Origin of the sequence: Clostridium sp. chh4-2 (genome assembly GCF_002899675.1) — a bacterium.
Lineage (GTDB): Bacteria > Bacillota > Clostridia > Lachnospirales > Lachnospiraceae > CHH4-2.
Map to the genome: position 1 here is coordinate 1 of NZ_PKUU01000023.1, position 12,585 is coordinate 12,585.

The 12,585-nt window shown below is 44.9% G+C and carries 8 protein-coding genes; all 8 read right to left on the reverse strand.

Annotation, left to right across the window (positions count from 1 at the left end; genetic code table 11):
* Positions 1-730: 730 nt before the first annotated feature.
* The 8 genes from C0033_RS20495 to rfbB all read right to left on the reverse strand — a co-directional run bounded on the left by C0033_RS20495 (position 731) and on the right by rfbB (position 12,561).
* Positions 731-1,483 carry a ZIP family metal transporter gene (locus C0033_RS20495; RefSeq protein WP_103229776.1) on the reverse strand — a complete coding sequence of 251 codons (753 nt, stop codon included), beginning with the start codon at positions 1,481-1,483 and terminating at the stop codon, positions 731-733.
* 38 nt (positions 1,484-1,521) lie between these two features.
* A complete protein-coding gene (locus C0033_RS20500) occupies positions 1,522-2,907 on the reverse strand; it encodes a glutamate synthase-related protein (RefSeq protein ID WP_103229777.1) in 1,386 nt (461 codons plus the stop codon).
* Between the two features lie 294 nt (positions 2,908-3,201).
* Positions 3,202-6,075, reverse strand: a complete 2,874-nt coding sequence (locus C0033_RS26765) for a doubled motif LPXTG anchor domain-containing protein (protein ID WP_146043803.1) — start codon at positions 6,073-6,075, stop codon at positions 3,202-3,204.
* A 272-nt stretch (positions 6,076-6,347) separates the two neighbouring features.
* Positions 6,348-6,917 (reverse strand): hypothetical protein, encoded by a 570-nt coding sequence (locus C0033_RS20510; protein ID WP_103229778.1) that lies wholly within the window; start codon positions 6,915-6,917, stop codon positions 6,348-6,350.
* 104 nt (positions 6,918-7,021) lie between these two features.
* Positions 7,022-8,689 carry a 2-isopropylmalate synthase gene (leuA, locus tag C0033_RS20515; protein WP_103229779.1) on the reverse strand — a complete coding sequence of 556 codons (1,668 nt, stop codon included), beginning with the start codon at positions 8,687-8,689 and terminating at the stop codon, positions 7,022-7,024.
* Between the two features lie 509 nt (positions 8,690-9,198).
* Positions 9,199-10,551, reverse strand: a complete 1,353-nt coding sequence (glmM, locus tag C0033_RS20520) for a phosphoglucosamine mutase (protein WP_103229865.1) — start codon at positions 10,549-10,551, stop codon at positions 9,199-9,201.
* Between the two features lie 130 nt (positions 10,552-10,681).
* Positions 10,682-11,533 carry a dTDP-4-dehydrorhamnose reductase gene (gene rfbD / locus C0033_RS20525; protein ID WP_103229866.1) on the reverse strand — a complete coding sequence of 284 codons (852 nt, stop codon included), beginning with the start codon at positions 11,531-11,533 and terminating at the stop codon, positions 10,682-10,684.
* A 5-nt stretch (positions 11,534-11,538) separates the two neighbouring features.
* Entirely contained in the window at positions 11,539-12,561 is a 1,023-nt protein-coding gene (gene rfbB / locus C0033_RS20530; RefSeq protein WP_103229780.1) for a dTDP-glucose 4,6-dehydratase, read from the reverse strand.
* Positions 12,562-12,585: the final 24 nt, after the last annotated feature.

Below are 12,585 nucleotides of genomic sequence, written 5' to 3' on the forward strand. Positions count from 1 at the left end.
AACCTGATTCGGAATTCAGTTTCTACCTGCCTCGTTCTGTCCTTACGGACCTAAGTAGCACTACAGGGGTTCCATACGATCCCATTTGGCTGCATCTTCCTTCCCCGGCCCGGACAGCCTCTCCGACCGTTGGCTTCCGGTTCCGCCTCCCCATTCCGTGCTGGTTTTCGCTAGCCTGGTTAAAAATAATATGAGTTCCTAAATATTTATGTAGCATCACATTTACATTAATCTTTAAGGGATTATCAGAAATGCCTTCATGTTTTACTTTAAACATCAAAGCTTTTCGCGAAAAGACCTCACCCTTTACATTAAATCCTCAAGGCTTTTCCGAAAATGCCTTCACCCTTGATGTAAAAACTTACTTACTATTCCGCAAAATCTTTTTTACTTAGCCAGCCAAGCAACAGCCGGAAATAAGGGGAAACCTGGGCGGGCGGCGGAACTGGAGAAAGGCAGGGGATCGTGTGCAGACTCTTAGTGATACTTGGTCGGTAAGAACGGAAAAAGGCAGACAAATACTGAATTCCGAATCAGTATTTGAGGCGCCACTGAACGATGAAGTCATAAAGAGTTCATCGTGAATGGCGCCGCGCTGCCTTTTTCCGCTCTTGGCGGCCTAGTATCTCTTAGGGTCGTAACCCGAATCCCCTGCCTTTCTCTAGTTCCGCCGCCCGCCCAGGTTTCCCCTTCTTTCCGGCGTATCTTAGTTAAATAAAGATTTTCCTGTCTAAAATAAGGAATCCATAACCATCATTACAATAAAACCAAGAAGAAGGGCATAAGTTGCTAAGCGGTCATAATCATGCATATGTGTTTCCGGAATCATCTCATCGCTGATCACATAGAGCATGGTTCCGCCTGCGAAAGACAGTAAAAACGGCAGTACCGCGCTGGAAACAGACGCCGCAAAAAATCCGATAAACGTCCCTACCACTTCAATCAGTCCTGTAAATGACGCAATCAAGAACGTCCTTTTTTTGCTGACTCCGCTCAAAACCAAAGGAGAAATAATAACCATCCCCTCCGGTATATTCTGCAGCGCAATTCCAAATGCCACGGCTATGGCATTGCCGGTATCCCCGGCGCCGAATCCGACGCCGGCGGCCAGACCTTCCGGCAGATTATGGATTGCAATTGCCATCACAAACAGCATTACTTTATTTAAAGATTTATTATTTTTATGAGCTTCCCGGTCCATTCCGGTAATATTGTGGAGATGGGGGGTAAATTTATCCGCTGCATTTAAGAATAATGCGCCGCAGAGGATACCGGCTGCCGGAATCCAGATTCCAGGCGCTCCCACCGTTTCCATGGCCGGCAGAATCAGTCCGAAGACGGCTGCGGCCAGCATGATTCCGGCCGCAAATCCCAATATGATATCATTCCATTTATGAGGAATATTGCCCACTAAAAAACCAATTAAGGCTCCGAGAACAGTTGCTCCTCCTACTCCAAATGCGGTTATAATTACTAGCTGCATCTCATTTCTCCTTCTGGTAATGTGGTTTCAAATTCATTTTATGCATGCCTGATATCCGTGTACTCAGAAATCTCACGGCTGAGCGTGCATAAATCCTGGGTATTCATATCATGGAGATCGCTGTGCCCGGTGATTCTGGCAAATGTCTTCAACTCTTCCAAGGAACAATTGAGGAAATTTGCAACTCTCTGGGCGGCTGCATCCACTTTCAAACGTTTTCTCAGTTCCGGGTCCTGTGTTGCCACTCCAACCGGACAATTTCCTGAACCGCAGATCCGGTACTGCTGGCAGGCCGCTGCAATCAGCGCCGCAGAAGCGATGGCTACCGCATCCGCTCCCATGGCAATCGCCTTTGCAAAATCAGAGGCCACCCTCAGGCCGCCGGTAATCACCAGCTGTATATCGGAATTAACCTGATCCAGATATTTTCTGGCACGGCTAAGCGCATATATGGTTGGCACGCTGGTAGCATCGCGGACAATTTTAGGGCTCGCTCCGGTTGCCCCGCCGCGGCCGTCTATGGTTACAAAATCAGGTTCCGCATAAACACAGTATTCCAAATCCTGTTCGATCCTTCCCGCTGCAATTTTAATGCCAATAGGTCTTCCGCCGGAAGCCAAACGAAGCTGGGACACCAGATCCTTTAAATCCTCTTTGCTGTTAATATCTTCAAACTTGGACGGGCTGATCACATCCTGGCCCAACGGCTTATTTCTGATTTTACTGATCTCAGGCGTTACCTTTCCACCCGGCAGATGGCCTCCCATTCCCGGTTTGGTGCCTTGTCCGATCTTGATCTCGATGGCGTCTGCATTCTGAAGATTTTCCGGCGTCACGCTGTACCGGTTAGGTACATATTCAAATATGTATTTATACGCCGCTTCCATCTCTTCCGGTAAAATACCGCCTTCACCGCTGCACATTGCGGTCCCGGCCATGGCAGAACCTTTAGCCAGAGAAATCTTCACCTCTTTCGACAGGGCTCCAAATGACATATGTGAAACGTAAACCGGCCCTTCCAAAACCATAGGCTTCTTCGCATGTTTTCCGATTACCGTAGTCGTGTTCACAGGATCATGTTCCATAAGAGGCGGCGGATTCAGCTGAGCGCCCAATATCAGAATGTCGTCCCAGTTCGGCATAGGCATTCTGGTCCCCATCGCTTCTATAATAGGCTTTCCTGTCACTGCCATCTGATGAATCTCTGACATGTAACGGCATCCCGCATCCTCTCTCGCATATTCGGAAGGATAATCAAGCGGTGTCCCCTCCTCCTGCTTAATTACCGTCTCTTCTTCCTCCAGCTTTTCAAATGAAGTGACCGGCTGTTTGCAAACCGGACAGCATTCTAACTCCCCTATCTTCTTTCCCTCTTTTTCCTCATCAAAAATAAATCCACAAATCTTACAGCGATATTTCCCCATTTAGCTTCTCCTTTCTGAACTCCGTTCTCTAAAATAACTGTATTTATCATATCACATTTTTCCTCATTTTAAAATAGTAATAATTATTATTTTTATTTATAAGTTGATTATGAAATACGGTCTGATAATGATTACATTCATCTATAAGGCAGCGCTGAAAAATATCAGATTCTTTCTCAGTATTGGATATATGGACATCCATGAAAAATAATATGCTGACTTGGTCATACCTTTTATATTATAAAAAAACAGCACAACCGAAGTCGTGCCGTTTTTTTAATATTCTGCAATAAATTATTCTGTTTCTTCTTTCCTCTTTGTGATGACATATACTGCAAGCATCAGACTGGACATAAGAAGCATAATCAAGTTTTTATGTCCTGTGGTATCCCCTGTTTTAGGAAGAGGGGCTAAAGGAACATCTGTTTCCGGAATTGATACCGGTGCTGTTTCGGGTCCCTCAGCCATAGGCACTTGCTCTTCATTGATCGTGGTCGTCACTCCCGGTCCTCCCGCGGTTGTGGTTGTACCTCTTCCGGGCTTTGTTCCCGAACTTGAACCACCGCCGCCTCCGCCGCTTGGCCTATATGTTGGTGTGCTTGAATCATTTTTTGTGTAATATACATTAAATACAATATCTGCTGTCAGAGAACCTTCTGTCGCTGTGTTGTCACAGCTGTCCCATGTATAACCCGAGATAGCCAGCTGTGTTCTGTCTGTTACGTTATAGCTGCTGTTTTCCAACTGTGTGGTTGTAAATGTATCGGCAAGCTTTGTAGTTGTGCCTTTCTCATAATAGTTAACCGTAATCGTGTAGCTGTTCGGAATTGTTGGGTTTTCCTGCGCAGAATAATATACATTAATCACTTTGTCTGCATCACCAGTTCCCGTTACCGCATCGCCGTCCATCTTAACCAGTTTAAATCCGTCAAATGCTTTGTTCGCTTCCGCTGTCACATCATAGGACTCTTCAATATAAATGGTTTCCTGATAAGAATCACACATTGCGGAACCATTGTCTAAATTGAAATAGTTAATTGTCAGATTATGATCCACCTGTTCTAATGAAAGCCCTAATAAAAACCGCCAGCTATAATAGATATATGCATTTCCCATATAAGGTCCGCTAATATTCAATTTAATCGGATTGCCCATGGCTGCACTGGTTCCTGCTTCAAGTCTACCAAACGTGCTCTTTACCACCTCATTAGCCTCTTCCAAATTTCGCATGCTGTCGCCAATTGACGCAGTTGGGTTAGTTCCGTCATAAGAAATATTCAGCAATGCATTATAACAGAAATTAAAATGGCTGTCGATCACTTCCGGGTCTGTTTCCAAAACACCTGAAGATTGGCTGACATTATTTCCGTAAATCAGAGCTAATGTATTTAAATCAAAATCATCCAGCACCTGAGCATCCGATACACGGTTCGGATACTTTGCGGCATTCAATTCATTGTAGTAATCCACATAATACTGAGCCAGCGCATTTTCACCTGAATATCCTTGCTTCTCAAGTTCCTGCCAAATCTCTTCTGTTGAATACGTGGGCTTAGTCACATCTTTTAATAAATCTTTCAGCGCTGTGGTTTTTATACGGTAGCAGGTAGCATAGGCAGGAACTGCATATCCATGGAAGCCCTGTGTATTATCGAAGTTATCATCTTCCACAGCCGGTCCAATGCCAAAGGAATTATCTTTATACCGGTAAATATGACCGCTGTTGTTCACGATTTCCACGTCAAAGGTAACGGTATCTCCTGGCATATAAATATATTCGGTAAACGGATCACAGAAATTCAGATAAGTATATAAATCACCTTCTGCATTTTCTGCAATTGTATAAACCGCTTTTGCATCATGAATTCTGCCCTTGCTGTCTTTTTCTCCGGGAATCATCTGTTCCGTAATGCTTTCGCTCTGTATACCGAATTCAGGCAGTTCAACGGCCCACTTCGTGCTGTGGTCGATGTCACGGCTCTTCTGCTCACCGTAAACCGCTCCATCTCCAGTGGTATATGGTACAAATACGGAAAAATGGGTTGTCGTGAACTCCAATTCACCTGTCTCATCATTCCTTCTGGCATCCATATCCACTAACTCGTCGTTATCCTTTACATGGAAAACACCTTCTTCCACTGCCTGAGCGTCCTCATCCGACAAAAGCTCTGCTGCGCTCAACTCAAGAAATGATACCTTCAAAGTGCCTGCTTTCGGTTCTACTTCTTCACCTTCTGCATTCAATAACTTGATATCAAATGCTTTAAAGGTATTTAAGTTCTTTCCCTCTTTAGATAATTTTTCCACCAAAGCCTGTTCAATTTCTTCGGTATCTTCAACGGTTGTTACTGATAATGTAACATCTTCTTCTAATTCTGCATCCAATACTTCTACAGTAACGATAACATCTTCAATTTCTACCGGTTCAAATGTAACAGAAGCTTTTTCTGATGTATCCTGAACTGCTTCAGGAACCTCCGGAGTTTTATTTCCGACGCCGCCTGCCTGGCCGTTACCGCCGTTCGTAATAACTTCTTCCGTTTTCTCTCCTTCAGTTCCGGTTGTCTCTTCACTCCCCGCTTCTACATTTCCGGATTCTTCATTTCCAGCTTCTTCGCTTCCGCTTTCTTCGTCTCCAGCTTCTTCGCTTCCACTTTCTTCGTTTCCAGCTTCTTCGCTTCCGTTTTCTTCGTTTCCAGCTTCTTCATTTCCGCCTTCTTCGTTTCCAACTTCTCCGCTTCCGTTTTCTTCGTTTCCAGCTTCTTCATTTCCGCTTTCTTCGTTTCCAGCCTCTCCGCTTCCACTTTCTTCGTTTCCAGCTTCTTCATTTCCGCTTTCTTCGTTTCCAGCCTCTCCGCTTCCACTTTCTTCGTTTCCAGCTTCTTCATTTCCGCTTTCTTCGTTTCCAGTTTCTTCGCTTCCTCCTTCTTCGTTTCCAGTCTCTTCACTTCCGCTTTCTTCGTTTCCAGTCTCTTCGCTTCCACTTTCCTCGCCTCCGGTCTCTTCATTTCCGCCTTCGCCGCCAGCTTCTTCTCCGCCTTGTGCTTCTATCTCATCCGCGAAAGATGACATCATGCCAGCGCTGGTATTACCAAACACCATCATAAATGCCAGTGCAAAAGCGAGCATTTTCTGGCGCGTTCTCCTAACTAAATTTGTTTTTCTCATATGGTTACCACCCTTCCAAATTCTTATCTATTAACCATTCATCATTTATTTATGATGCCATTATATCAGCTGGCAGTTACAAAATGGTTACAACTTGGAAGAACTGGTAATTATTTTATGTAACTTTTTCGATTTAGTCCGGAGGCCGTAACCATCGGGTATTTGTCCTTCTCCTTCTTCATTTTATATACTATACTATACGCTGAAAAGAGATTCTCTAAAAATTCCCTGTCTTTTCCCGGCAGCATGAGCATCGGAAAGCTGCACTGTTATCATTTAGGCCATACAATTTTTCCAAATGTATCCGCATACGTCTGCCCTGCTGCCGGATAGGAACACTGATACACTGCACTTCTATCCTGAGCCACTCCTAAATGACTCCAATAGCTGCTCTTATTCGCTCCGTCGAAAAATACCCTGTGTTCTACAACATAATAGGTCTTCCCCTGATAATCCACGGTTTCTACATAGTTAAAATACAGATCTGCTCCCAACTCCTCGTTCCTGCTGCCAAATATTTCAGTACAGAAAGCTTCCACATCCGCAGGCTCCAGCATTTTAGAATCTGCGTGTGTTTCCTGCTGCACCCAGCTTCCATCACTTCCCACTTGAAAGCCGTCCGGAGTAACTGTGTCGGAAAGCATCCAGCCGTTTTCATCAAAATAGTACCATTTCCCATCAATCAATTCCCACCCCACGGAATATCCCCGTTCAGATGAATTGGTGTACCAATAGCGCCCGTCCGGCGCCTGCTGCCAGGCGGCCAGTGACATCATCGCAAAACTTAGAGACAAACTGCCTGCAACCGCTGCGGTTAACAACCCCTTAACTCTTTTTCTCATACTCCATTTCTCCTTTTTATAATTTTTGTCACTACAATCAATTATAATATATGAGGGCACCTGAAACATTCCTCCTGCTTCAGGTACCCCCATATCATATTTTATTAATAGAACAATCTGTTTACGGCACTAAAGATACCGCGGATAGACGCTCTTGTAATGTTGGAGCTGATTCCCACGCCATATGTGGTGCGTCCTGTCTTCACATCTAACATGTGAATATAAGATGCCGCCTGTGCGTTGCCGCCTGCTCCCAATGCATGCTCATTGTAGTCCAGAACCTTGGTGTCGATTCCCAGTTCATCATGAAGTCCCTGCTGAATCGCATCGATCGGTCCGTTACCAACGCCTTCAAATACTTTTTCAATGCCATTGTTGGTATAAGTAACTCTGGCAAGTGTTGCAAACTCGCCATTCTCCATCTCCGTATCGGTAATCTGACATTTGCGGAAATGCATCGGCTCTTTTCTTTCGATATAAAGCCTTTTGAACTCATCCATAATCTGTTCCGGAGCCACTTCACCCTGCTTCTCGGAAATGGTCTGGATGACGTCTGCAAATTCTTTATGCATACCCTTAGGCAGCTTGAAACCATAAAATGTGTCCATAACAAACGCTACGCCGCCCTTACCGGACTGGCTGTTGATGCGGACAATCGGCTCGTACTCTCTTCCGATATCGCTCGGATCGATAGGCAGATACGGAACCTCCCAGTACTGGCTGTTTCTCTCATGCAGCGCCTGCATTCCTTTGTTGATCGCATCCTGGTGAGATCCGGAAAAAGCGGTAAATACCAGCTTTCCTGCATATGGATGTCTCGGATGGATATCCATCTTCGTGCATCTCTCATAAACTTCACTGATCTCGCGGATATTTTCAATATTAAGTTCCGGGTTAATCCCCTGTGAAAACATATTATAAGCCACTGTCAGAACGTCCACATTACCAGTTCTCTCTCCGTTGCCAAGCAGTGTGCCTTCCACTCTGTCGGCTCCCGCAAGCAGGGCCAGTTCGGTAGACGCCACTCCGCATCCTCTGTCATTATGAGGATGTACGCTTAATATGATGCTGTCACGGTTTTTAAAATGTGTGTTCATCCACTCAATCTGATCTGCATAAACATTAGGAGTTGTCATCTCAACCGTAGACGGCAGGTTGATAATCACCGGTTTATCCGGTGTCGCTCCCCATGTTTCCTGAACTGCAGTACAGATATCAAGCGCATAATCCAGTTCTGTGCCGGTAAAACTTTCCGGAGAATATTCCAGGAAAATCTCTCCGTCGAACTGATCTGCATATTTCTTCACTAATTTAGTGCCGATAATGGCAATTTCCTTAATCTCTTCCTTGCTCTTATTGAAAACAACGTCTCTCTGCAGAGTGGAAGTAGAATTATAAATATGTACAATAACCTTGCCGATTCCCTGAATCGCTTCAAATGTTCTCTTAATCAAATGCTCACGGCACTGAACCAATACCTGAACCCTTACATCATCGGGAATCATCTTGCGGTCAACCAGCTGTCTTAAAAAGTCGAATTCAATCTGGGAAGCTGCCGGAAATCCGATCTCAATTTCCTTAAAACCAAGCTTCACAAGCAAATTAAACATCTCAATCTTTTCTTCAACAACCATAGGCTCTATTAATGCCTGGTTTCCGTCTCTTAAATCAACGCTGCACCAAATCGGCGCCTTCTGGATCTCTTTGTTCGGCCATTGTCTCTCCGGGTAATCTACAACCGGTACTCTCTTATATCTCTGATAATTTAACATGATTTCCTCTCCTTCTGCCGCGTCGGCGGCACACTGACTGCAAGCGAATGAACGATCCCTTTGTTCCTGTCGGGATTTCCACGCCTTCCAATGATTATTATCCTAAAAATACTGCCCGTACATTTCTATTACTCTCAGCCCAGGCTTTGGAGTCGGTAAATCACGCTGTATTTTCTAAGAATGAACATTGTGGCCCTTATAGGTCTAACCCCATCTTTCATCATTCCTTTACTGATAAAATCGCTTTCTGGAGACTGAGATACACAAAAATCCCGGACGTATTCCATCCAGGACTTCCTCTGACCTCTCCGTCATAACGTTAATCTATTATAGCATAACAAAAAAAACATGACAATCCATTTTTCGCAGGAATTCTTCATTTCAAAATGCATAATTTCATAGACTTACAGCCTGTTTTACCCATTTTTCAAAAAAACAGCGGAAAATGTTTCCGGATTCCCGTCATTTTCCGCTGCTTTTTTTATTCCATTATTTCAATAATTATATATTTAAATCATGTGTCCCTGTGCTTTCATAACGTCAATCACCTGGTCTACATACGTTTCGCACAATTCCTGGCTGGACGCTTCCACCATAACGCGGACAACCGGTTCGGTACCGGACTGGCGCAGAAGGATTCGGCCGTTGTCGCCTAAAATCTCAGAAACTTTATCAACCTCAGCCAGCACCACCGGATCGCTCTGGGCCGCTGCTTTATCTTTTACTCTGACATTTTTCAGCACCTGAGGAAAGATCTCAACTTCAGAAGCCAGTTTCGCAAGGCTCTCCTTTTTCTCCAATACTACTTCCATCACTTTCAAAGAAGTGAGAATTCCATCTCCTGTCGTAGCATTTTTGCTGAAAATGATATGGCCCGACTGTTCACCGCCCAGGCAGTTGCCCTTCTGGGACATATTTTCATAGACGTATTTGTCGCCCACAGCCGTTTTCTCATAAGAAATGCCTTCTCTGTCAAATGCCTTATACAGTCCGAAATTGGACATAATCGTGGTAACTACCGTATTGTTAACAAGGCTGCCCTGCTGTTTCATGTATTTTCCGCAGATATAAAGGATTAAGTCGCCGTCCACCACATTGCCGTTTTCATCCACAGCGATACAGCGGTCCGCGTCTCCGTCATAAGCGAAGCCAATGTCGCATCCATGGTCCTTTACATACTGCTGGAGCACGTTGATATGTGTGGAGCCGCAGTTTGTGTTGATGTTCAAACCGTTTGGCTCATTGTTAATCACGTGTGTTTCCGCGCCGAGGGCGTCAAAAACATTTTTCGCGATTGCGGAAGCGCTTCCGTTTGCACAGTCAAGGGCTACTTTCTTGTTTTTAAAAGAACGGGTTGCAATGGAAATCAGATAGCCGATATACCGGTTTCTGCCTGCTGCAAAATCCACCGTACAGCCGATCTGGTCTTTTTTAGCGAACGGAATCTCTTCTGTGAGCCCGTCTAAGTATTTCTCGATCTCCTCGATCACGCTCTCTTCCAGCTTTTCACCACGTTCATTGATAACTTTGATCCCATTATCATAATACGGATTGTGACTGGCTGAAATCATGATGCCGCAGTTAAATTCTTCGGTGCGGACTACATAGGAAACGCTGGGTGTCGTGGTCACATGCAGCAGATATACATCCGCTCCCGATGCGGTTAAACCGGCTACCAAAGAGTACTCAAACATGTAACTGCTTCGTCTGGTGTCCTTTCCGATTACAATTCTGCATTTCGAATCCGGTGTCTTCTTCGCATAATACCAGCCGAGGAACCGGCCTACCTTATATGCGTGCTCTACTGTCAAATCTACGTTGGCCTCTCCGCGGAAACCGTCTGTTCCAAAATACTTACCCATTCTGCTCAAATCCTCTCTTTTACCAATTTCTTTTAACGTTCTGCTTGACAGCCCATCGGCTTTTAACATCAGGCGTGAAGGCTTTTTGTAAAAAGCCTTCACGCCTGATGTTAAAAAGCTGATACCTTCGTTAAATTTCGCCCAATGAAACCAAATACCGTTTCAAAGCATCCTGCCAGGACGGAAGTCTTTCAAATCCGTTCTGTGACAGTTTTTCCTTGCTCATACGGCTGTTCTTAGGCCGTTTTGCCTTAGCCGGAAATCCGTCGCTGTCCACAGGAGTGACTTCAACTTCATCCATACCAGCCTGATGAAAGATCTCCTTAGCAAACTCATACCAGCTGCACAGCCCCTCATTGGTCGCATGATATCTTCCGTATCTGTCCGTCTGAATCATATCCACCAACAGTCTGGCTAAATCATACGTATAAGTCGGCGAGCCGATCTGGTCATCCACCACTTTCACAGCTCCGCGCTCTTTTCCAAGGCGGAGCATGGTTTTTATAAAGTTAGAACCGTTTAAGCCAAATACCCATGCGATACGGACAATGAAGTATTTTTCAATCAATTCTTCAACTGCCAGCTCACCCTCGTATTTTTCCTGTCCGTAAACATTTAAAGGGGTACGGTTGTCATCCGGTTCCCACGGGCGTTCGCCCTGGCCGTCAAACACATAGTCTGTGCTGATATACATCAGCTTAATGCCCAGATCGTGACAAACCTCTGCGATATTGCGGGTTCCCACCGCATTAACCTTATGGCAGAGCTCCACGTTATCTTCCGCTGCATCTACTGCAGTATATGCGGCGCAATGAATAACTGCGTCAACTTTTGAAGAAGAAATTACATTTCTGCACGCTTCCGGATCGGTTATATCCATCTCCGCCACGTCCACTCCGATGCCTTCCAAGCCCTGCTTTTCCAGCTCATTCATTACATCCGTACCCAACTGCCCTTTGGCACCGGTAACCAATATCTTCATTCCCATTACAGTCTGTCTCCATACATATTCTTAAAATAGCTGCTGTATTCGCCGCTGATAATATGCTCCCACCATTCACGGTTGTCCAAATACCACTGGATCGTCTGCTGAATACCGGTATCGAAGGTATACTGCGGCTTCCAGCCCAGTTCTGTTTCCAATTTTGTAGGATCGATTGCGTAGCGCATATCATGTCCCGGTCTGTCTTTTACATATTTAATCAGGCTTTCCGGTTTGTTCAAAGCTTTAAGAATCGTCTGAACCACCTCTAAATTGGTACGCTCATTATGGCCGCCCACATTATAAACCTCGCCGACACGGCCCTTATGAATGATTAAATCAATGGCCTGGCAGTGATCCGCAACATGCAGCCAGTCACGCACATTGGCTCCGTCCCCGTATACAGGCAGCTCTTCATCTGCCAAAGCCCGGCTGATCATCAGAGGAATCAGCTTCTCAGGAAAATGATATGGGCCATAGTTATTGGAACAGCGTGAAACCGTCACCGGAATCCCGAATGTTCTGTGATATGCCAACACAAACAAGTCCGCGCTCGCCTTAGAAGATGAATAAGGACTGGATGTGTGAAGAGGCGTTGTCTCCGTAAAGAACAGGTCAGGCCTGTCTAACGGAAGATCTCCATAAACTTCATCTGTGGACACCTGATGATATCTCTTAATTCCAAACTCCTTGCAAGCGTCCAATAAAGTTGTGGTTCCCATCACATTGGTTCTTACAAAAATCTCAGGGTCTGTAATGGAACGGTCCACATGGCTTTCTGCTGCAAAGTTAACTACCATATCCGGTTTTTCTTTTTTGAACAAATCGAAAATAAACTCGCGGTCCGCAATATCGCCTTTTACAAATTTATAATTCGGTTTATCTTCAACCGGTTTTAAAGTCTCTAAATTTCCTGCATAGGTCAATGCGTCCAGATTCACGATCTCATAATCCGGGTATTTATTTACCATGTGATGTACGAAGTTTCCTCCGATAAATCCTGCTCCGCCTGTTACAATTATCTTCATATCTTCCTCTCATTCTGCCAAACT